Source organism: Nesterenkonia sp. NBAIMH1 (assembly GCF_007922635.1).
Taxonomy (GTDB): Bacteria; Actinomycetota; Actinomycetes; order Actinomycetales; family Micrococcaceae; genus Nesterenkonia; species Nesterenkonia pannonica.
Map to the genome: position 1 here is coordinate 910,922 of NZ_CP042335.1, position 21,195 is coordinate 932,116.

At 67.1% G+C, this 21,195-nt stretch carries 20 protein-coding genes and 1 pseudogene; 8 read left to right on the plus strand and 13 right to left on the minus strand.

The window, feature by feature from the left end:
• The first annotated feature begins 36 nt into the window (after positions 1 to 36).
• The gene (locus FS388_RS04235; protein WP_146340010.1) at positions 37 to 876 is read left to right on the plus strand and encodes an SDR family oxidoreductase; all 840 of its coding nucleotides are present in this window, start codon (positions 37 to 39) and stop codon (positions 874 to 876) included.
• 48 nt (positions 877 to 924) lie between these two features.
• Here the strand turns inward: FS388_RS04235 and FS388_RS04240 are convergent, their stop codons facing one another.
• Complete coding sequence (locus tag FS388_RS04240) at positions 925 to 2,289, minus strand: mechanosensitive ion channel family protein (RefSeq protein WP_146340012.1); 1,365 nt, start codon at positions 2,287 to 2,289, stop codon at positions 925 to 927.
• Between the two features lie 99 nt (positions 2,290 to 2,388).
• On the opposite strand from FS388_RS04240, the gene hisD reads away from it, so the two are divergent.
• Complete coding sequence (gene hisD / locus FS388_RS04245; RefSeq protein ID WP_371708658.1) at positions 2,389 to 3,714, plus strand: histidinol dehydrogenase; 1,326 nt, start codon at positions 2,389 to 2,391, stop codon at positions 3,712 to 3,714.
• Here hisD and FS388_RS04250 read toward each other — a convergent pair.
• Together FS388_RS04250 and FS388_RS04255 are read right to left on the minus strand one after the other, a co-directional pair.
• Complete coding sequence (locus FS388_RS04250) at positions 3,711 to 4,064, minus strand: Rieske 2Fe-2S domain-containing protein (protein WP_146340016.1); 354 nt, start codon at positions 4,062 to 4,064, stop codon at positions 3,711 to 3,713. The two genes, hisD and FS388_RS04250, sit on opposite strands and share 4 nt — an antisense overlap.
• Positions 4,065 to 4,074: 10 nt before the next feature.
• Positions 4,075 to 4,473 (minus strand): RNA-binding S4 domain-containing protein, encoded by a 399-nt coding sequence (locus FS388_RS04255; protein ID WP_146340018.1) that lies wholly within the window; start codon positions 4,471 to 4,473, stop codon positions 4,075 to 4,077.
• Positions 4,474 to 4,909: 436 nt separating this feature from the next.
• Between FS388_RS04255 and FS388_RS04260 the strand changes: the two genes are divergently transcribed.
• Positions 4,910 to 5,149, plus strand: a complete 240-nt coding sequence (locus FS388_RS04260; RefSeq protein ID WP_146340020.1) for a hypothetical protein — start codon at positions 4,910 to 4,912, stop codon at positions 5,147 to 5,149.
• Positions 5,150 to 5,315: 166 nt separating this feature from the next.
• Here FS388_RS04260 and FS388_RS13200 read toward each other — a convergent pair whose 3' ends face one another.
• Positions 5,316 to 5,468: a hypothetical protein gene (locus tag FS388_RS13200; RefSeq protein ID WP_246836291.1), complete on the minus strand. Its 153-nt coding sequence runs from the start codon at positions 5,466 to 5,468 to the stop codon at positions 5,316 to 5,318.
• Positions 5,469 to 6,099: 631 nt separating this feature from the next.
• On the opposite strand from FS388_RS13200, the pseudogene FS388_RS13425 reads away from it, so the two are divergent.
• A pseudogene (locus FS388_RS13425) lies at positions 6,100 to 6,471 on the plus strand (SH3 domain-containing protein); the annotation flags it as partial.
• Between the two features lie 47 nt (positions 6,472 to 6,518).
• Here FS388_RS13425 and FS388_RS13210 read toward each other — a convergent pair.
• On the minus strand, positions 6,519 to 6,914 hold the full coding sequence (locus FS388_RS13210; RefSeq protein ID WP_246836293.1) for a hypothetical protein: 396 nt from the start codon (positions 6,912 to 6,914) through the stop codon (positions 6,519 to 6,521).
• On the opposite strand from FS388_RS13210, the gene FS388_RS13215 reads away from it, so the two are divergent.
• On the plus strand, positions 6,913 to 7,227 hold the full coding sequence (locus FS388_RS13215; RefSeq protein WP_371708772.1) for a transglycosylase family protein: 315 nt from the start codon (positions 6,913 to 6,915) through the stop codon (positions 7,225 to 7,227). The two genes, FS388_RS13210 and FS388_RS13215, sit on opposite strands and share 2 nt — an antisense overlap.
• A gap of 193 nt (positions 7,228 to 7,420) precedes the next feature.
• Here FS388_RS13215 and FS388_RS04270 read toward each other — a convergent pair whose 3' ends face one another.
• From FS388_RS04270 to FS388_RS04280, 3 genes are read right to left on the minus strand one after another with little or no spacing between them, the layout of a single operon-like run.
• The gene (locus tag FS388_RS04270; RefSeq protein ID WP_146340024.1) at positions 7,421 to 8,131 is read right to left on the minus strand and encodes a hypothetical protein; all 711 of its coding nucleotides are present in this window, start codon (positions 8,129 to 8,131) and stop codon (positions 7,421 to 7,423) included.
• Entirely contained in the window at positions 8,128 to 9,042 is a 915-nt protein-coding gene (locus tag FS388_RS04275) for an ABC transporter ATP-binding protein (RefSeq protein ID WP_146340026.1), read from the minus strand. The genes FS388_RS04270 and FS388_RS04275 overlap by 4 nt, the downstream gene beginning before the upstream one ends.
• Positions 9,043 to 9,055: 13 nt before the next feature.
• The gene (locus FS388_RS04280; protein ID WP_146340028.1) at positions 9,056 to 9,418 is read right to left on the minus strand and encodes a GntR family transcriptional regulator; all 363 of its coding nucleotides are present in this window, start codon (positions 9,416 to 9,418) and stop codon (positions 9,056 to 9,058) included.
• Between the two features lie 144 nt (positions 9,419 to 9,562).
• On the opposite strand from FS388_RS04280, the gene FS388_RS04285 reads away from it, so the two are divergent.
• A complete protein-coding gene (locus tag FS388_RS04285; RefSeq protein ID WP_146340030.1) occupies positions 9,563 to 10,390 on the plus strand; it encodes an HAD-IIA family hydrolase in 828 nt (275 codons plus the stop codon).
• On the opposite strand, the gene FS388_RS04290 is transcribed toward FS388_RS04285, so the two are convergent.
• The 3 genes from FS388_RS04290 to FS388_RS04300 form a co-directional block, all read right to left on the minus strand.
• Positions 10,385 to 12,931 (minus strand): MMPL family transporter, encoded by a 2,547-nt coding sequence (locus tag FS388_RS04290; RefSeq protein WP_146340032.1) that lies wholly within the window; start codon positions 12,929 to 12,931, stop codon positions 10,385 to 10,387. The genes FS388_RS04285 and FS388_RS04290 overlap by 6 nt on opposite strands.
• A gap of 79 nt (positions 12,932 to 13,010) precedes the next feature.
• Positions 13,011 to 13,595, minus strand: coding sequence for a TetR/AcrR family transcriptional regulator (locus FS388_RS04295; protein WP_146340034.1), 585 nt, complete (start codon positions 13,593 to 13,595; stop codon positions 13,011 to 13,013).
• On the minus strand, positions 13,592 to 16,366 hold the full coding sequence (locus FS388_RS04300) for an MMPL family transporter (RefSeq protein WP_146340036.1): 2,775 nt from the start codon (positions 16,364 to 16,366) through the stop codon (positions 13,592 to 13,594). The genes FS388_RS04295 and FS388_RS04300 overlap by 4 nt, the downstream gene beginning before the upstream one ends.
• A gap of 140 nt (positions 16,367 to 16,506) precedes the next feature.
• Here FS388_RS04300 and FS388_RS04305 point away from each other — a divergent pair, with 140 nt between their 5' ends.
• Positions 16,507 to 17,763: an anthranilate synthase component I family protein gene (locus tag FS388_RS04305; protein WP_246836294.1), complete on the plus strand. Its 1,257-nt coding sequence runs from the start codon at positions 16,507 to 16,509 to the stop codon at positions 17,761 to 17,763.
• Here the strand turns inward: FS388_RS04305 and FS388_RS04310 are convergent, their stop codons facing one another.
• On the minus strand, positions 17,764 to 18,594 hold the full coding sequence (locus tag FS388_RS04310) for a hypothetical protein (RefSeq protein ID WP_146340040.1): 831 nt from the start codon (positions 18,592 to 18,594) through the stop codon (positions 17,764 to 17,766).
• Between the two features lie 25 nt (positions 18,595 to 18,619).
• On the minus strand, positions 18,620 to 20,146 hold the full coding sequence (gene cls / locus FS388_RS04315; protein WP_371708663.1) for a cardiolipin synthase: 1,527 nt from the start codon (positions 20,144 to 20,146) through the stop codon (positions 18,620 to 18,622).
• A 66-nt stretch (positions 20,147 to 20,212) separates the two neighbouring features.
• On the opposite strand from cls, the gene FS388_RS04320 reads away from it, so the two are divergent.
• The gene (locus tag FS388_RS04320) at positions 20,213 to 21,184 is read left to right on the plus strand and encodes an aminotransferase class IV (protein ID WP_146340042.1); all 972 of its coding nucleotides are present in this window, start codon (positions 20,213 to 20,215) and stop codon (positions 21,182 to 21,184) included.
• The last annotated feature ends 11 nt before the right edge of the window (positions 21,185 to 21,195 follow it).

Below are 21,195 nucleotides of genomic sequence, written 5' to 3' on the forward strand. Positions count from 1 at the left end.
GCCCACCACCCTAGCCGAGGCCACTACGATGGACCTATGGCATCTCATACCGCACTCGTCACAGGTTCAACCGCCGGTCTGGGGGCAGAATTCGCCCGCCAGCTGGCCTCGCAGGGGTACGGAGTGGTGCTCGTCGCTCGTCGGGAGGACAAGCTCACCGAGCAGGCCGAGCACCTGCGCCGCCGCTATGACACCGACGCCGAGACCATCGTCGCGGATCTGATGACCGAAGACGGTGTCGCTGCCGTGCAGGAACGCCTCAGCGACGAATCGAACCCTGTTCACGTGCTGGTGAACAACGCCGGGCACGGGTTGGGAGAGCCGTTCATCGAAAGCAGCCTGGATGCCGAGCGCGGGCTGGTGCGGCTGCACGTCCAGACCACCATGGAGCTGACCCACACGGCCCTGCGCCACATGGTGGCACGGCGCGGGGGCCGCATCATCAACGTCGCCTCGGTCGCCGCCTTCACCCCCACCGGCACCTACTCCGCGGCCAAGGCGTGGATGCTGAACTTCTCCAAGGCCCTTCACCAGCAGCACAAGCACGACGGCGTGCTCATCACTGCCGTCTGTCCGGGGCTGGTCCGCACCGAGTTCCACGAGCGCGGCGGAATCCACATCGCAGGCGCGAAGAAATGGATGTGGCTCGAGCCCGACGACGTGGTGCGCCAGGCGCTGACCGACAACGCCCAGGGCGCAGCCCAGTCGGTGCCCTCGGCCCACTACCGCGCGCTGACCACCGGCCTGCGGTTCGTGCCTGACCGGGTGGTCCACTGGGTCACCGAGCGCGGAGTCGGAATCCCTGGGCAGGACAGCTCTGAGGAGAGCACGGACGAGTCGGAGAAGGACTCATCCCCGCGCGCCGACCGATCCTGAGCTCCTGGGGAGGCCGGGACGGGCCCCGCCCGATGAGCAGATGGGCCGCTACTCCTTGTGCTGGTCCTCCTGGCGCTCTTTGCGCTCGCGGTAGGCGTCCTCTCCAGGTCCGACCAGGTCCCTGCTGCGCTGAACGGCGCTGATCGACCCGGTGAACAGCCCCACGCCCTCGCTGGGGGTGGGGGGAGCCGACTGGATCTCCGGCGCCGTCTCGCTCCGGCTGCTGTCCGGCACTGCGGTGAGCGCCTCCTCGCTGCTGTAGAGCATCCTCTGGGTGAGCAGCGCGTAGGGGTGCTCAGTGCGGATGAAGCTGACGAGATCCTCACGGATCAGGCACCGCAGGTCCCACAGATCCGCGGAGTTGCGGGCAGATACGACCACACGGGCCTGCACGTGGCCCTCCGTGGCCTCGGTCAGCTGCAGGTTGTACGTATCGCCGTCCCACAGCTCACTGGCGCCCACGGTCTCCTTCAGACGCTGCCGCAGGGCGTCCATCGGCACCCTCCAGTCCACATCGAGCTCGACGGTGCCCATCAGCTCAGTGCCCACGCGGGTCCAGTTCTCGAAGGGGGTCGCGACGAAGTGCGCGCTGGGGTAGATGAATCTGCGCCCGTCCCATGACTTCACCACGACGGCCGAGAGCGTGATCTCCTCGACGTTGCCGAAGTTTCCCTCGATGACGATCACGTCGCCCACTCTGATTGAGTCTGTGAAGGCCAGCTGGATCCCGGCGATCACGTTCGACAGGGTGGACTGCATGGCCAGGCCTGCCACCACAGAGACCACACCTGCTGAGGCCAGCACACCGGCGCCCAGACCCCGCAGATTCTCGTTGAGCAGCAGCACGGCGGCCACGGCGACGGTGATGATGATCGCAGCAAGGATCCTGCCGATGAGGTCCACCTGGGTCTGCACGCGCCGGCCTCGACGGTCCTCCGGGTCGGGCTCGTCCTCCCCCACGTACTTGGACAGGATGATCGCCTTGACCACCTGGACGGCCCTGAGCGCCCACCACGCCACGCTGACGATGAACGCGATGAGCAGTGCCACGTAGACGGGGCCCTGCCACCATGCGTCAAGGGCGAAGTAGACGCTCAGGGCAGAGCCGGAGAAGAGCAGCACGCAGAACAGAGGCAGCCGCGTTCGGCTGACCGCCCGTCGGACGGCGGGTTTTCTGCGGAAGATCTGCTTGAAGACCGCGTGGATCGTCAGCGTGACAGCAGCGGCGAAGAGCGCGACGATCGATGCGCCGAGCAGCACCCCCATGAGAGGTCCCGCCTCGGAGACGATCTGTTCGAACTGCTCGGGGACGTGCTCCTCCATCTGGGTGACGGCCTCGTCGAGCACATCGGGCTCGCCGCCTTCGCCGGGCGCAGCCCCCGCAGAGGTCAGGTTCGGATCGGCATTCAGCATGGCTGCATCCTGCCACGGCGCTGTCGCTGGCGGAAAGAACACACGAATGCTGGAACAATGATTCTGATCACCCCGCCCTGCCACGTCCCAGGAGATTCGTTGCTGACCCTCAAAGACCTGCGCGGCACCGCCGTCTCATCGCTGACGCTCAGCCCCGACTCCGAGCTGCTCCCGCGCGCCGGCACGGACATCACCGGCACCACGGACGCTGTGGCGCCCATTCTGCAGGAGGTGCGCACGCGCGGGACCGCAGCCATGATGGACTTCGCGGAACGCTTCGACGGGGTCAGGCCCAGTGCCCTGAGGGTCCCCGCGGAGGTGCTCGCAGAGGCTGCAGCAGCCCTTGACCCCCAGATCCGGGAGGCCCTGGAGACTGCCATCGCCCGAACCCGGGAGGTGCACTCCGCTCAGCTGCCCGCCGCCTCCGTGATCACCCCGGGGCCCGACGCCAGGGTCACCAACCGGTGGGTGCCGATGGCGCGCGTGGGACTCTATGTGCCGGGCGGCCAGGCGGTGTACCCGTCGTCAGTGGTGATGAACGTGGTTCCGGCCCAAGTGGCGGGCGTCGAATCTTTGGTGATCGCCTCTCCGCCCCAGAAGGATTCCGGGGGGTGGCCGCACCCCACGATCCTCGCGGCGGCGCACCTGCTGGGCGTCGATGAGGTGTACGCGGCCGGAGGCGCCCAGGCGATCGCGATGCTGGCCTACGGGGCGCGCAGCGAGGCGGGCGAGCTCGACTGCCCCCCGGTCAGCTTCATCACCGGGCCGGGCAACATATTCGTCGCGACGGCCAAACGGGCCGTCCAGGGCGCGGTGGGCATCGATTCCGAGGCCGGCCCGACCGAGATCATGGTGCTGGCCGACGAGACGGCCCCGGCCCACCTGATCGCAGCCGACCTCATCTCTCAGGCCGAGCACGATGAGCTCGCCGCCGCCGTGCTGGTCACCCCCTCGGAGAGCCTGGCCCAGCGCGTGATCGAGCACGTGGAGACGCGCGCCGCGGTCACGAAGCATGCCGAGCGTGTCCGCTCCTCGCTGACAGGCTCGCAGTCTGCGGTGCTGGTGGTGGATGACCTGGACGCCGCGATCGCGGTGGCCAACGCCTACGGCGCCGAGCACCTTGAGATCATGACGGGCGACGACGCCCGGGTAGCGGAGCGGATCACTGAGGCCGGCGCGATCTTCGTGGGCCCCTACACGCCCGTCTCCCTGGGCGACTACTGCGCCGGGTCGAACCACATTCTGCCCACCGGCGGCGCGGCGCGCTATTCCTCAGGGCTCAACGTCACGGCGTTCATGCGGTCCCAGCAGGTGGTCCACTACGGCAGAGAGGGTCTGGGCATGGTCAGCGCCCACGTGCGGCGCCTCGCCGACGAGGAGGGGCTGCCGGCGCACGGCGACGCAGTGGACGCCCGCTTCGGCTAAGCCTGGGCCGACTCCGGGTGCGGGGTGCCGGGGTGAAGGTAGAGGACGCCGTCCTCCACCGTGACCAGGTGAGTCCTGACCGGCTCGAGCGCCGGAGGAGTCTCCGGCACGCCCGTCTTCAGGCAGAAGCCGGAGGCGTGCATGGGGCACTCCAGCACACCCTCCTCGACGAAGCCGTCCGAGAGCGAGACAGCCTCGTGGGAGCATTCGTCGTCGAGGCCGTAGTAGCCTCCCTCGGCCGCGTGCACCACCGCAATGTCTTCGCCGTAGCCGGTGTCCTTGCCCGAAGCGAGCATCACCTCGCCGGCGGGCAGCTGGTCGGCAGGTCCTAGAGCAACTTTGTCAGACATGCGCGACAGTCTACTGATCCGGGCCGTACCTCTTGGTGTATCCGCGAAGCAGCTCCAGTTGGCGGCGTTCCTTCTTGGAGGGCCGGCCGGTGCCTCTCTCACGCCGGGGCAGACCCACATCCCGCGGCCTGATCTGCTCCGGCGAGTGGTCGCGGTACGCCTGATGCGCGACGGGCGCTCCCACTCGTTTGGCGTGGGTGTGCACAGCCTCGAGGATCACTGTGTAGCCGGGCCTGGAAATGTGGACATAGGTGCCGGGGGTGATCTTCAGCGCGGGCTTGGCCGCCTCACCGCCGATCTTGACCTTCCCGGCACGGCACGCCTCAGTGGCTGCGGACCGGGTCTTGAAGACCCGAACTGACCACAGCCACGCGTCCAGACGAACGGGCGAGACAGGTCCCTCAGTCATAGTGATCCAGTGTACTGAGAGGGCGCCGGGCAGAGAGAAGCCCCCGGTCCGGCTGCGTGAGGGGGACGCTTAAGAATGCCGGCCCGGGGGCTGAATCACTCGCACCTTGAAGAGGCACTCTCTATATTCGGCGGCAGACCTTGACGGGACCCCCTGTTTTCACTGGGCATTCGCTGTGAGTCTGTCAGCCCGCCGAGCCCCCGTTTCTAGGCAGACGCACAGGCAACCACATGAATGCCGCCTTTCTGACCTTAAACCTGTGCTTGAGCTGTGAATCGCATGAACGCGCGGGCTCTCATTACGCTGGCGGCGATTGCCGAGGGCTGTGCTTCCCATCGCGCACCTGATCCCTCAGCAGTCCGAACGGGCTTCCGCCGCGGCACCTGCCAGCGGCGGAAGGCCCGTGCATCGGGTGCCCAAGAGTGAGGAAAAGACTGTGACTGCCCAGAAGAAGCTGGCTCCGGCCATCATCGGAACGCTGGCGGCCGGAGCCGTGGTGCCGCTGAGCGCTGCCGGAGCATCCGCCCACACCGATGCCCCAAGCAGCGGAGCGGGACCCCAACACCTCAGCTCGTCTCAGTTCAGCACTCCCCAGCTGGCCGGGACGTCACTCTCAGGGGCATCGAATTGCGCGTTCCTGCTTCAAAACCGACGTCCCGCACCGATGACAGTGTGAACGAGCGCCTGCGGGTCACCCAGCCTCTGAACGTCCGAAGCGGCCCCGGTATGCAGCACCCCGTGGTGGACGGGATGTTCACCGGAACTGAGGTCACCGCCACGGGCCGCAGCGGCAAGTGGGTCCAGTTCGAGCGCAGCGGCCGCAGCGTGTGGTCTCACGGCGACTACTTGGAGCCGGCCGGCGAAGCTAGGGCCGCGAGCACCTCCACGAACGCTCCCTCCAGCAGCTCCTCAAGCACCGGTGAGCGCCTGCGCGTCACCACGCCCCTGAACGCCCGGAGCGGCCCAGGGGTGCACCACCCGGTGCTCCAGGGCATGCCCGCCGGCACTCAGATCACCGTGACCGACCGCAGGGGCGATTGGGTCCAGTTCAGCCGCAACGGCCAGGAAGTGTGGTCCAACAGCTTCTACATGGCACCGGTCGGCGGCCAATCCTCGGCTTCGGCGTCCGAGGACGCCTCGGCCCCCGCCAGCTCTCGGGACAGCTCCGGCGGAGACACGGCGACGAGTTCGCAGGGCACACGCTCGCAGAGCTCCCCGGCCCCCTCCCCGAGCTCGGGATCGGGATCGGGATCGGGATCGGGATCGGGCGAATCCTCGCAGAGCTCAGGCCAGGCGCGGTCAGCATCGCGCGACGACGCTCAGACGGGATCGTCTGCTCCTGCATCGCCCCAGAGGGAGACGGACAGTGGGAGCTCCAGCTCCGGATCCTCCGACTCTTCCCGCTCCTCCTCGCAGTCGTCCGAGCAGGGACGCAGCGCAAGCTCCTCCGCAGACGGCTCATCCTCCGCTTCACGGTCGTCCGGATCGAACTCATCTTCATCGTCCTCGTCCAGCGATGAGACCGCCAGCTCCAGCGCCTCCCTGGGGACGGCGACGACCACGACCACGCAGAATCTGCGCTCCGGAGCCGGACTGAACCACGGCGTCGTGCGAACTGTCGCACCCCAGACCGAGCTGGACATCCTGAACGAGACAGACCACTGGGTCCAGATCAGGCACCAGGGCACCACAGGATGGTTGGCGAAGTCCCTCCTGGAGCTCCCCGGCACAGAAGACGCCGCGTCCGCCGAATCAGACGAGGACTCCAGCACTCCGAGCACCAGCGCAGGCACATCGAGCTCCTCCGCTGCAGACGACGCTCCCAGCCGAGACGACTCAAGCGAGACTGACCCCTCAGCATCGGAGAGCCCCGCCAGCGGACCGACGGCAAGCACAACAGCGGCGCTGAACTTCCGCTCCGGTCCCAGCACGCAGCACGGCGTGATCAGCACCCTTTCCCGAGGAACGGATGTGACGGTCCTCCAGCAGAGCTCCGGCTGGGCTCAGGTTCAGCACAGCGGCCGAACCGGATGGCTCTCCACTGCTTACCTGAGCGGACTGGACTCCAGCTCCTCCTCATCCAACGACAGCACCGGGCAGAGCAGCAGTTCGAGCTCGGGTTCGAGCACATCCGGATCGAGCGGCTCCGGATCGAGCGGCTCGAGCACCTCCAGCTCAAGCGGCTCTGGATCGAGCGACTCCGAAGGTTCAAGCAGCTCTGGTTCCAACGACTCAGACAGCTCGGGCGGGTCACGCAGCTCCGGCTCCTCAGACTCGAGCAGCTCCGGTTCCAGCGAGTCCAGCACCTCCGCCCCGTCGGAGTCGACCGCATCCGGATCGAACGAGTCGAGCGCCTCCGGATCCAGCAGCTCCGGCACGAGCTCCTCCGGGAGCTCGAGCGGCAGCACGACCCCCGCCCGGCAGGGGCCCAGCAGCGGCATGCACCGCCAGTCCCCGCACGGCCCGTACAGCCGGGCATGGGACGAGCTGGCGCAGTGCGAGTCCTCCGGCAACTGGTCGATCAACACCGGAAACGGCTACTACGGCGGCCTGCAGTTCTCCCAGCAGTCCTGGGAGTGGGTCGGCGGCACCGGCCGACCCCACGAGGCCTCCCGCGCTGAGCAGATCAACCGCGCCTACGCGCTCTACCAGCGTCAGGGCTGGGGCGCGTGGCCCTCCTGCTCACGGCAGCTCGGACTCCAGGGCAGCCCCGGCGGCTACGGCGACAGCTACTTCGCCGAGCACGGTCAGTAGAGCCGCCCAAAAACTCACAGCGAATGTTCAGGGGTTTTGGGGCATCCCTTCAAGGTGGGCCCCTACATTAGTAAGCACCTCATCAAGGTGCGAGTGATTCAAACCCCCGAGCCGGCTATCAAGCGTCCCCCTCACGCAGCCGACTCGGGGGTTTTCTCATGCGCTGCTGCTGCGCGGCAGGCGGCGCCCGCCACTAGGCGGCCGGAATGCGGCGGATCACCAGCCAGTTCGCTCCCGTCATCACCAGGGCTCCAAGCGTCAGCCAGCCTGTCCACGTCAGAGCGTTCTGCTCAACGACCCAGCTGAACACGGCACCCCAGCCGCCCGCCGCGGTGATCCCGGCACCGCCGACCAGCAGAACCACGGCGGCCAGCCCGTAGACGATGAGCATCCTCGCCGTGCCCAGCCGACGATAGAGCATCGGCGCCAACAAGCCGTTCATCATGAGGAACATGGTCGTTGCAGCGATCACCAGCCCCAGTCCCCACGCTCCGGCGGGCTCCATGAGGTCAGGGATCGCCAGCATGGATTGCCCGGTGCCGAACGTGTCCGTCAGCTGCTCCAGGCCGATCACTGCGGCGACGAGCGCACCGGCAGTCAGTGAGGACGCGGCGAACACGAGGACAAGCCCTGCCAGTGTGACCCTCCGGCTGTAGCTGAGGCTCAGCGCGTGCGGCACCCCGTAGGCCCCAGCCATGGCTGCTGTGACGACGAGCGCTCCGATCACGGCGCCGTAGACGCCGCCCACATTGCCCCCACCGGGCATCTGCTCATTCTGCAGCTGCAGCCAGGAGACGATCCCCAGCTGAATGATGTACGCGATGGGCAGCACCATCAAGGTCATCGTGATGACGTTGCTCTTCGGCAGCAGGTGCAGCCGCGCTGCAGCGATGATGCGCTTCATGCTCCGTTCTCCTTTCCGCTCGAAGTCTGCTCCCGGGTGGTGAGATGCACCACCAGATCCTGCAGGCCCACAGGAAGCACGTCGACGTCCAGCTCGGCCGCCCGTCGGCGCTCCGCGTCGCTGAGCGCACGCTCGACTGTCACGCGGACGGTTCTTCCCATCTCTTCGCGAGTGAGGACCTCACGATCACCCGCGATCAGCGTGACAGCATCATCCCTTCCGACCAGGGTGACGGCACGTTCGCGGATGTCGTCGGCGGCCTCATGAAGCATCACCTGCCCGTGGTCGATGAGCACCACATTCTCGATCAGATGCGCGATCTCATCGATGAGATGGGAGGAGACGACGATGGTCCGAGGGTGCTCGGTGTAGTCCTCCAGCAGGGCCCGGTAGAACTGACTGCGGGCCACCGGGTCCAGCCCCACATAGGGCTCGTCGAAGAGTGTGAGCTCAGCACGGGAGGCGATGCCGGTGATCACTCCGACAGCAGACCTCTGGCCGTGGGACATCTTCTTGATCTTGGTCTTCTCCGGGACCTGGAATTCGTGGATCAGACGCTCGGCCAGGTCCCAGTCCCACCGTGGAAAGGCATCCGCCGCCGCCCTGAATGCGTGCACCGCGCGAATGTCGTCCAGGTATTGCTGGGATTCGCGGATGAAGCAGATCTTGGGAAGGATCCCCTCATTCTCGTGAGGATGCTCGCCGAAGATCCGCACTTCACCCGCAGTGGCATACTCCTGGCCCGTGGCGATGGACATGAGAGTGGACTTCCCTGCGCCGTTGCGGCCCAGCAGCCCGTGCACCTGCCCCGCCGCCAGGTCCAGATCGACGTCGCGGAGAGCATGCGCCCTTCCGTAGGTCCGTGTCAGTCCTCGTGCGCTCACTGCGACGCCCTCGTATGGCTCCGCCATAGCCGCTCCTCCTCTACTCGTGACGCTGCGCTCGCTCGCGCAGCAGCTCGATCAGCTGGTCATCTGTCATGCCGAGGTGCCTGGCCTCAGCCACCATCGGGTCCACGTAGTCATGGGCGAAGCTCCGACGCCGCTCGGAGCGGAGAATGTCGCGCGCGCCGTCGGCGACGAACATCCCCAGTCCGCGGCGCTTGACGAGGACCCCCCGGTCGACCAGGAGGTTGATGCCCTTGGCCGCCGTTGCCGGGTTGATGCGGTGGAAGGCCGCCAGCTCATTCGTCGAGGGGGCGCGCTCGCCTTCGGCCAGGGATCCGTCAAGCACGGAAGCCTCAACCTGCTCCGCAATCTGCACGAACAGCGGACGTCCTTCTTCCACCCATTCACCGCCTTAGGAGGTCGTGGTCATCGGCTCAGCGCCTCCGCACCAGAACTTCAATGGTTAGTTACCTAACTAATGAACCATGGATCCTGGGGGTCGTCAACCCTGTCGCCCTCTTCCGCCGCCCCATAGGATGAGGCCATGGAGCGAGATGCGAACATCGAATGCTGGCTGACCGATATGGACGGGGTCCTCGTGCGGGAGTACGAGGCTCTCCCCGGCGCGGCCGAGCTGCTGGAGCAGTGGCGCCGCCGGGACCTCCCCTATCTCGTCCTCACCAACAACTCGATCTACACCGCGCGCGATCTCTCCGCTCGGCTGAGGAACTCAGGGCTGGTGGTCCCTGAGGACCGCATCTGGACGTCGGCGCTGGCGACTGCGACCTTCCTCGCACAGCAGGTAGGCGGGGAGGCCAACGCGGCAGGCACCTGCTACGTCGTGGGCGAGACCGGGCTGACCACGGCGCTTCACGAAGTCGGCTTCATCATGACCGAGACCGACCCCGACTACGTAGTCGTCGGCGAGACCCGCAACTACAGCTTCGAAGCAATCACCAGGGCAGTGCGCCTCATCAACGGCGGGGCGAAGTTCATCGTCACCAACCCGGATGCCACAGGCCCTTCGCCCGAAGGGGTCATGCCCGCCACAGGCGCCATCGCCTCGCTGATCTCCAAGGCGACCGGCCGGGATCCATATGTGGTCGGCAAGCCGAACCCGATGATGTTCCGCTCTGCGCTCAACCGGCTCGGCGCCCACTCGATGAACACGGCCATGATCGGCGACCGGATGGACACCGACATCGTCGCCGGCATGGAAGCCGGAATGTACACCGTGCTGGTCATGACCGGGGTCTCATCGCAGGCCAGCGTGGCCGACTACCCCTTCCGCCCCAACCGGATCATCGACGGCGTGCATGAGCTCGTCGAAGACCCTCTCCTGAGAACGGAGCCGGACCCGGACGACTCATAGCTGCGAGGCGCCCTGCCGCTCGAGCTTCGCACCCTCCACGTCGACGTCGGGCAGGAGCCTGTCCAGCCAGCGCGGCAGCCACCAGGCGGCCCGCCCGACGAGCGTGAGCACCGCCGGAACCAGCAGCAGGCGCACCACGAAGGCGTCGAGCAGCACGCCGACGGCGAGCCCCAGCCCGATGGAGGCGACCATCGGGTCCGGGGTGAAGATGAAGCCGGCGAACACGGAGCCCATGATCAGCGCCGCCGCGATCACCACCGAACGGCCTGCCAGCAGCCCTTGACGGACCGCCAGGCGCGCCTCCGTGCCGTGGGCGTAGAACTCGCGCATTCCGGAGCCGGTGAACAGCTGGTAGTCCATCGCGAGCCCGAACAGGATTCCGACCATGATGATGGGCAGGAACGTCAGGATCGGACCGGGCTCGGTCACTCCGAAGAGCTCGCCGAACCACCCCCACTGGAAGACGGCCACCACGACGCCGACTGCCGCCGCGAACGAGCCGACGAACCCGAGGGTTGCCACCACCGGCAGCACCAGTGAGCGGAACACCATGATCATCAGCAGCAGCGAGAGGCCCACCACCACCAGCAGGTAGAGCGGCAGAGCGTCCGCGATGACGCCGGAGACATCGATATTGGCGGCCGTGATGCCGGCGACTGACAGCTCCACGCCGTCGATGCCGCTTCCTGCCAGAGGGTCTCCGTCGCGGAACTCATAGACCAGCGCCTCAGTGGAGGCGGCCGCAGGCCCCTCCTCCGGGATCACCTGGAAGACGGCCGCAGTGTGCTCGTCGTTGAGAGCCGCAGGCACGGCTGCCGCGATGTCGTCATGGTCCGAAAGAACCCCGGCGACGTCAATCTGATAGTCGGTCGCCTCCTCCTCACTGAGCCCTTCAGGAAGGTCAGCGAGGACTGCCAGGGGACCATTCATGCCTTGGCCGAACGCCTCCTCGGTCTCGGCATAGGCCATGTAGGCCGTGGAGTCGGCGGCCTCCGAGCTCGCGTCGGGAAGCCCCAGGCGCAGGTCAGCCGCAGGCACAGCAAGGATCCCCAGCCCCACCAGGGACAGTGCGGCGATCCCCAGCGCCTTCCGCCCGGACATGGGTGATACGACCTGCTGAGAGCTCTCGGGCGCAGCGCCTTCACGTTCGTGCTGGGCAGCGGCAGAATCGGCGCCGCTCACCGCGCGCCGCTCCTTCCGGCTGAGTATCCTCTCCCCCACCAACGAGAGCATGGCGGGGGTCATCGTCACGGCCATCAGCACAGCGATGACGACGCAGGCAGCCGCCACGGTGCCCATGAGACCGAGGAACCCAAGCCCCGTCGTGTTCAGCGCGAGGAGCGCAATGACCACGGTAGCGCCTGCGAAGACCACGGCATTGCCGGCTGTTCCGACGGCCAGGCCGATGGAGTCTCGGACACCCATCCCGCTCTTGAGCTGCCGTCGGTGTCGGTGCAGGATGAACAGGGCATAGTCGATGCCGACGGCCAGCCCGAGCATCAGACCCAGGATCGGCGTCACCGACATCATCTCGACTGCGCCGGAGAGCGACATCGCACCGGCCACGCCGATTCCGACGCCGACCAGTGCGTTCAGCAGCGGCAGTCCCGCGCCCACGAAGGTGCCCAGCATGATCAGCAGCACCAGGGCCGCAACCATCAGGCCGATCACTTCGGCCACGCTGAACAGGTGGGGCATCTCCTGGGAGAGCTCCGAGGACGGCAGGATCTCCACGCCGTCGATGCCGGCTGAGGTGAGCTGCTCGTCGATGGCAGAGAGCTCCTCGAGCCCCATGTTGGCGAATGAGTCGGAGAGGCTCACCATCATGACGGCGACGTCCTCGTCCTCGGACACCAGCGCAAGCTCCTCGGTGAGCTCGAGCATGGCCTCGCCTCGATCCAGCTCGGCCTCTCCGTCTGCGAGCTCCTCCTCAGCATCTTCGATCTCGACGAGGGCTTCGTCGAGCTCCTCCTGGGCCGCGTCGAGCTCCTGCTGCTGGGTCTCGAGCTCCGGTGCGGCGGCATCGTAGTAGCCTCCCGCCTCTGCCTCGGCCACGGCGGCGTCCAGCTGCTCCTGGGCGGCGTCCAGCTCATCGCGGCCCTCGTCCACCTCGGCCCGCGCCGACTCCAGCTCATCGGCACCGGACTCCAGCTCGTCCCTGCCTTCTGACAGCTCATCCCGCCCCTCAGCCATGTCAGACTCCGCGGCGAAGGGATCCGTCACCTCAGCAACAGCGTCCCGCTCCTCAAGCTCGTCGACGAGCGCAGCGACCTCCTGCTCCTGCGCCTCCGAGAAGGCGGAGCCGTCCTCAGTCCTGAGCACGGCGCTGGCACTGTCGCCGCCTGCATCGGGAAGCTCCTCCGCCAGGCGATCGGCCACTTCAGTGGTCTCCAGATCAGGCAGTGTGATCTGGTCTGTCAGGTTCCCCCCGAACGCGAGGAAGGACGCTGCGGCCAGCGCGAGCAGGGCGAGCCAGGCGGCGATGACGGTCTTAGCGCGGCGCGCAGCGAGCAGCCCGAGCCGAAAGAGGAGCTTTGCCATGCCACGAGCATAAACGGGACGCCGCGTCTCAGAAGAACGAATCGAGACGCAGAGACTCGAAAGTGATGAACTTCACATCCTATGGGGCCAGTGCGCCGTTCAGCAGGATGTCGATCAGACCCCTCATCCATTCCGGGTCCGGGTCTCCGACGGTGATCATGCGCAGCACCACCGGTCCCATCAGCGCCGAGGCGAGCATCGACGGCTCCACGCTGTCGCGGAGGTGGCCAGCCTCTGCGGCGGCCCGGAAGCGGTCCGCGAGGTGGGTGTTGGCCCACGGCTCGGCCTCGGCCATCAGCGCCTGAGTCTCCGGTCCCGCGGTCACGATGGCCGCCATCAGGCTGCGCACCATCGTCGGCACGTCGTCACCCCGGTGCCCCTCGTCCAACCACGCGTGCAGGTCAGCCCTGAGGTCCCCAGTGTTCGGCACCGGGTCGAAATCGAGTCTCAGATATCCCGTCAGCAGCGCTTCCAGGATCACCGCAGCCTTGTTCTGCCACCACCGATAGATCGTCTGCTTGCCCACGCCGGCCTCGGCCGCGATGCCCTCGACCGTGACCTCCTCATACGGGCACCGCTGCTGGTCGAGGAGGCGGGCAACTGCCTCCATGACGGATCGGTGCGAGCTTTCGCTGCGCGGACGTCCTCTCTTCGTGCTCGTCATATGCGTACCTCCTCCCGCTCTGCCGCCTCGGAGCCGCTCGGGCGCGGCTCCGGCTCGATCAGCCGTGCGCCTTCGACGTCGATGTCCGGAAGCACACGGTCCAGCCACGCGGGCATCCACCAGGCGGCGGAACCCAGCAGGGTCAGCACGGCCGGCACCAGCACCACACGCACCACGAACGCGTCCAGCAGCACGCCCACGGCCAGGCCCAGACCGATGGAGGCGATCATCGGGTCGGGAGTGAAGATGAACCCGGCGAACACCGAGGTCATGATCAGAGCGCAGGCGGTGACCACGGCCCGGCCCGCATGCAGACCGCGACGCACGGCCAGCCGCGCGGGCACACCTTTGGCATAGGCCTCGCGCATGCCCGAGGCGGTGAAGAGCTGATAGTCCATCGCCAGGCCGAACAGGATGCCGACCATGAGGATCGGCAGCATGGTCATGATCGGTCCCGGCCTGCCCAGTTCGAGAATCTCAGCGCCCCAGCCCCACTGGAAGACGGCTACGACGATGCCCACCGACGCCGCGAGCGATCCCACGAAGCCCAATGTGGCCACCACCGGCAGCAGAAGCGATCGGAACACCATGATCATCAGCAGCAGGCACAGGCCGATGACCAGGGCGAGGTACAGCGGCATGGCGTCCGAAATGATGTCGGAGATGTCGATCTCCGCTGCGGTCACGCCGGCCACGGATATCTCTTCGACTCCCTGCTCCTCCACGGGGTTCGAGTCCCGCAGCAGGTGGACGAGGTTCTGAGTCGACGCTCCTGCGGGGCCCTCCTGCGGAATGAGCTGGTAGGCGGCCATGGTGTTCTCATCGTTCATCGCAATGGGGACCACCGTCTCCACCTGCTCCAGGCTGCCCAGCTCCTCCGCCACGTCGAGCTGCGTCTGCCCCGCCTCCAGGTCCTCCATACCGGCGGGGAAGTCGGAGACCACGAGCAGCGGACCGTTCATGCCTTGGCCGAACGCGTCCTCGATGGCGATGTAGGCCTGGTGCGCCGCGGTGTCCTCCGCCTCCGAGCCGGCGTCGGGGAACGCAAGCCGGATGTCCGCGGCCGGCAGGGCGAGCACGACCAGCGCCGCGATGCTCACCGCTCCGTAGAGCAGCGAGTGGCCCACGGAGATGGGCTCGGAGATGCGGCTCTCAGCGCTGCCCTGGGACGTCCAGTCAGCACCGATGTAGCGGCGCTCGCGCGGACTCAGGATCCGTCGCCCGGCCAGACGCAGAAGCGCAGGAATGATCGTGGTGGCGAGCATCACCGCGACGACGACGCAGAAGGCTGCCACCGAGCCCATCATCGCGAGCATCGGGATGCCGGTGACGTTGAGCGCCAGCAGCGCGATGACATTGGTGATGCCTGCGAAGAGCACCGCGTTGCCGGCGGTGCCGTTGGCCAGTCCGATGGATTCGTGCAGCTCCGCACCCCCCTTGAGCTGCTCGCGGTGGCGGTGAATGATGAACAGGGCGTAGTCGAGGCCGACGGCCAGTCCGAGCATCAGCCCCAGAATCGGCGTGATGCTGTTCATCTCGATGAACCCGGAGAGGGAGATCGCCGCGGGGACCGCAATGCCGACGCCCAGGATCGCCGAGAGCAGGGGCAGCCCCGCGCCCACAAAAGTGCCCAGCATGATGAAGAGCACCAGTCCGGCCACCAGAAGACCCACTGCCTCGGCGAACCCGAAGAGCGGGGGCACCTCCATGGAGAGGTCACCCCCGGGCAGCACGTCCAGGCCGTCGATGTCCGCGCCGGTCAGCTCATCGGAGACAGCAGCCAGGGCCTCGGTGCCCACCTGCTCCATCGGCACGTCGAAGCCCACCATCAGCACCGCGACGCCTTCGTCCTCGGAGAGCAGCTGGAACTCCTCGTTCAGCTCCAGCTGACGCTCGGCCTGATCCAGCTCCTGCTCCGCGTCGCCCGACTCCAGCTCCTCGCGCTGCTCCGCGAGCTCCTCCTCACCCTCTTCGATCTCGGTGAGCGCCTCCTCAGCGGCGTCGAGCTCCTCCTGCTGAGCCTCCAGCGGCTCCAGCGCCTGGAGCTGGGCCTGAGCCTCCAGGAGCTCGCTGCGCTGAGCTGCGATCTCCGCACGCTGAGCGTTCAGCTCCGCCTCCTGCTGAGACCACGTGCCATCAGCCAGAGCCTGCTCCACCTGTGCGTCCAGCTCGGCGTCGGCGGCATCCAGCTCCGCCAGTCCGGCTTCCACCTCCTGGCGCTGCTCCTCGGCCTCCTCAGGTGTGATGCCGGCGTCATCCCACGCCTGGTCCACCTCCGCCTGAGCCTCTTCGAGACCTTCGCGGTCGAGCCCGTCGAGCTGCTCACGCGCCTGGTCGAGCTCGGCCTCAGCCTCATCCAGCTGCTCCTGGCCGTCCTCCAGCTCGGCGCGCCCCTCCTGAAGCTCCTCCTCGGCCTCGGCCAGGTCCTCCTGCGCCGCCCACGGGTCGGTGATCTCGTCGATGACGTCATGTGACTCCACCTCGGCGATGAGATCCTCGACAGCCTCACGCTGCTCCTCAGTGATCGCCGAGCCGTCCTCGCTGCGCACCACAGCCGTGACGGAGCCGCCCCCAGCATCGGGGAGCTCGTCGGCCAGCCGGTCGGCGACCTCGGAGGTCTCCAGGTCCGGCATCGAGATCTGGTCAGTCAGCTGCCCGCCGAAGCCGGCGAACGCAGCTGCGGCCAGCACAAGCATCGCGAACCAGAACGCCAGGACCGACTTCGCCCTCCGTGCCGCGAAGAGACCCAGCCTGTAGAGAAGACGTGCCATCAATACCCTTCGAAAGTCATCGCTGCAGACCAGATCTGCCAGAACATATTGTGCCCGGCTCGTCTCGTTTCGGCAGACGCGACCCTGAACCCCGTCATGAACCTGCGCGGCCCCCGTGCGCGCAGAATAGGATGGCCCGCATGCCTGACCGCGCCTTCGCCCTGTTCGAGGCGCTGAGCCGTCAGCTTCCCCCGGGGCCGCAGGCCTTCCTCGACTCCTCGGACGCGGCGCATATGCCTGCCTCGAGAGGGCGCCGAAGCCTGCTCGCCTTCGGCACGGAGACCGCCGCGCCGTCCGCCGAGGAGCTGCCCGCATGGCTCGAGAGCGTCTGGCCCGGTGGGGCGGACTGGTTCGGCATGATCGAGTACGAGCTCACCGGATACTTCTTCAGAGCCGAGCGGAGCGTGATCGTCGACCACAGCACCGGCGGCCTCGAGATCCGAGGAGAGCCCGGCTGGCATGAGCTGGTCGAGGCAGCCGTCGCAGATCTCGTCGTCGAGGAGCCTCAGAGCGTCACTCCCGTCCTGACCGACCTCTGCGTCCGGGACTCCCGCGCGGAGTACCTCAGCAAGGTGGCTGCGGCGAAGGAGGAGATCCGCCGCGGGAACTCCTACGAGGTATGCCTGACCACTGCGGTCTGCGGGACCCTCCATGGAGACGCGATGAGTGCCTACCGTCGGCTCCGGTCCGCGAACCGAGCGCCGTTCACCCAGCTGCTGATCCTTCCCGAAGCCGACGGAGGCACAGTTGAGGTGCTGTCGACCTCACCGGAGCGATTTCTCAGCGTCGCCCCGGACGGCACCATGCGCTCGGAGCCGATCAAGGGCACGCGCCCCCGGGGCTCCACCCCTGAGAGTGATGCCGCTCTGCTCGAGGAGCTGCGGACAGACCCCAAGGACCGGGCGGAGAACATCATGATCGCAGACCTCGTCCGCAACGACCTGTCCAAGCATTCGCAGGCCGGGACGCTCCGCACGGAACGCCTGTGCGCTGTGGAGAGCTACCCGACGGTGCACCAGATGGTCTCGACGATCAGCGCCCGGCTGGCGCCCGGCGCATCGCGCGCGGCTGCGGTGCTGGCCGCCTTCCCGCCGGGGTCGATGACCGGTGCGCCGAAGATCTCGACGATGGAGATTCTTCGCCGCTTGGAGGGCGGAAGCCGAGGGCCCTATGCGGGAGCCGCCGGGCACTTCGGCTCCGACGGCAGCTGCGACCTCTCCGTGCTGATCCGCACGGCGGTGCTGCGCCGAACGCCAGGAGCCGAGTCGGCCTCGTTCCATCTGGGAGTCGGAGGGGCCATCACCTCGGACTCTGTCGCTGAGCGCGAATGGGATGAGGTGCTGGTGAAGGCTCGCGGCGTGCTCGGCGCCCTGGGAGCCGGCTTCCCGGAGCGCTAGCTAGCCCGCGAGATGATCCTGGATCTTGTCCTCCTGGGCGTCCAGCAGGTCCACGAAGGTGCTCCGGTCCATATTGACGGCGCTGAGCATGACGGTGTTGGGCCCCACGTCGGCGGTGGCTGAGAACACATCGATCTCGGCCGCGTCGTCGCCGTCGCTCATCGTGATGGTCAGGCTCATTCCGGTGAAGAGCTCATCATCGCTGGGCTCCAGGGGCTCGACGCTGATGGTGTCGCCGCCGCGCTCCAGATCGTCCTCGCAGGATGCCGCGAGATCCTCCCAGAGCTCCGCGGTCTCTCGGGAGGTGTCCGCCGGGTAGGCCAGTGCCCAGACCACCAGCGTCTCCGTGGCGGCGTCCTCGGCATCGCCGTCGTCCTCGCCCGTCGTGCGCTGGTACTCATGGGCAAGTCCCTCCTGAGCCTCCTCGCCCACGAGGTCCACATTGATGGTGTCCAGAGCGGAGGCGCATTCGGATTCGCCGAAGGCATCGGCGTAGGCGGTCGATTCCACTGCGAGCTCTTCGGTGAACCAGTCGAGTCCCGTATGAGTGGAGTGCCCGGTGGGCGTCTCCGGCAGCTCGCCGGACGTGAGGAGGATCTCCGTCATCTCCTCGCCGCTGAAGGGCTCGGGCTCGCTCGGCTCGTCGTCCTCCGCCGGGCTCTCCTCATCCGGACTGGCCGTGGTGCCCTCGGTGGCCTCGGCGGTGGGCTCGGGAGTCTCATCCTCGCCGTTCGGGGTCTCATCGGCACCGCAGGCGCTGAGGAGACAGACCGCCGAAGCGGCGGCGACAGCACTCACCGTCCGTGAGAAGCTGTGGGCTGGTCGAGGCACGCGCACCAGGGTAATGGAAAACACGTCACTGCAGTGCAGCTGTGAGCCGACTCACATTGTCGAGGTATCGCGTGGCCAGGCTCCGTCCCGCCCATGCCTCGGCGGTCACCTCCGAGGATATGGCGAAATATTGCGCCAGAATCTGGTCGAACGCCCTGACAGTCTCCTCGTCGACCACCATCAGCGTCACCTCGAGATTCAGCGTGAAGGACCGCATGTCCATGTTGGAGGAGCCGAGGACGGCGGTATCACGGTCGATGACCATGAACTTCGAATGCAGCACATCGGGCGCGGGGTACCTGAGAATTCGCACTCCGGCTTCCAGCAGCGCCTGGTAGTAGGACTGCTGGGCGTGCTGCACCAGCAGCTGATCAGCCTTCTCCGTGACGAGGACGACGACATCCACGTTCCGGTACGAGGCGTTCGTCAGGGCGTAGAGGAGGGAGTCGTCGGGGACGAGGTACGGAGTGCAGACCACGATCCGGTCGGTGGCCTGATAGATGAGGTCGTTGAAGAGCCGAAGGTTGTTCTCATCGGGAAAGCCGGGGCCGGAGGGCACCACCTGGGCCAGTGAGCCGCCGCGGGCTGCCTCGTCGGCTTCGATGTCGACCATCAGGGGGTGGCCGTGGCGGGTGAGAGCCAGGTTCTCGTCCGACTCTGCGTACCAGTCGGTGGCGAACACGATGTCCAACCCTGAGACTGCCGGGCCGGTGATCCTCGCGTTGAGCTCCACCCAGTGTCTGCCCAGGCGTCGGGAGGTTCTGCGCAGGTACTGAGACTCGATCAGGTTGGCGCTGCCGGTGAAGGCCGTGTGCCCGTCGACGACGACGATCTTGCGGTGATTGCGCAGATCGGGCCGCGAGAACCGCAGGCGGAAGGGTCGGATGGGCAGCACACGGTGCCAGTTGAAGTGATCGGGCCACCGGCGCCCTGCCATGCGGAGCCGCCGCACCAGTCTGCGGTAGCCGTTGGTGCGCATGCTTCCCACATGATCGTAGAGAAGCCTGACCGTCACGCCACGGGCTGCTGCACGCTCCAAGGCATCAAGGACCTTGCCGGCGGTGTCGTCAGCTCCGATGATGTAGAAGAGCACGTGGACGTACTGCTCCGCCTCATCGATGACGTCCGCCAACTGGTCGAAGTAGTCGTCATAGTCGGAGATCAGGTCGATGCTGTTTCCGTCCTGCACAGGGAAGGCCCCCAGATTTCGGTTCAGCGCAGCCGTGCCGCCGAGCTGCTCGTCGAGATCACGCAGCTGGTCCGAGAGGTCCATGCCCCGCGTGGCCTTCAGCACCTCTTCGTTGATCCTCGCCTGACGACGCTGCCGCCGGGCTGAGAGTTTGGCGCTGCCGATCAGCAGGAACAGCGGCAGCGCGAGCGCCGGGATGAAGAAGATCGCGATGAGCCAGGCCATGGCAGTCTGCGGACGCCTGTTCTCCGGGATGAAGCCGAGCACGGCCAGGCGGACGCCCACTTCTACGGCGAGGATGAGCGCCACCGCCCACGTGGGGAAGTTTTCGATCCCCAATCCGCTCAAAGGCCACAGCATCATCCCAACAATACGACCATTCCTCCCCGACGGGGAGCAGACTGCGCGCGACAGAGTACGCTGGTCCCTATGGCTGAGCACTTTCAGGACAGCTCCGTGTCCGCCGTGGCTGTCCGCATCGACCCTGAGCACCCCGAGGGCTTCCTCTTCGACCCCCACCAGCCGCAGCTGCGCGTCACCGATCTCGGCGCCGTTCGCGGCGACGGAATCTTCGAGACGATGCTGGTCCGCGAAGGTCACGTGCGGAAGTTCGACGCGCATCTGGCTCGCCTGCAGCGATCAGCAGACATCACCGATATCGGCATTCCTCCGGCCGAGTCGTGGCGGGCTGCCGTTCGTCGCGGCCTTGACGAGTTCGAGGCCCGCGGAGGCCTTCCCGCAGAGGTGACGGTACGGCTCTCCGCGACTCGCGGCGTGGACGGTGAGCCCGCAAGCGATGACCCTCTCTTCGCCGGGACGTACTGGGCGCTGCTGACCCCCGTGCCTGAGGAGACCATCGCCAAGCGCTTCTCCCCCATCTCCGTGATGCTGCTGGATCGCGGGTACGACGCGGACCTGGCCGACCGCGCGCCGTGGCTGCTGCTGGGGGCGAAGACGCTCTCGTACGCAGTCAACATGGCCGCGCTGCGGCATGCGAAGGCCAACGGCCACAACGACGCCATCTTCGTCACCCCGCGCGAGCAGGTCCTCGAGGGGCCTGTCTCGTCTGTGCTGATGCTGAAGAAGAATCCGGCCGACCCGGAGCGCCCGCGGCTCATCACCCCCATCCTCGAAGCCGGAATCCTTCCGGGAACCACGCAGGGCGCGATCTTCGCGGCTGCCAAGCGCCAGGGGTGGGAGCTGGGCTACGGTCCGCTGACCCCCCAGGACCTCTACGACGCAGACCACGTGTGGCTGGTCGGATCGGTGGCACTGGCCAAGCCGATTGAGCTCATCGAGGATCAGGGCGGAGCCCAGCACCGCCTGAGCACCGACGAGCACTGGACCCAGAAGCTCAACGAGTTCCTGGACGAGGACCTCCCGGTCCAGCACCCCTCCTGACCGGACGCGGC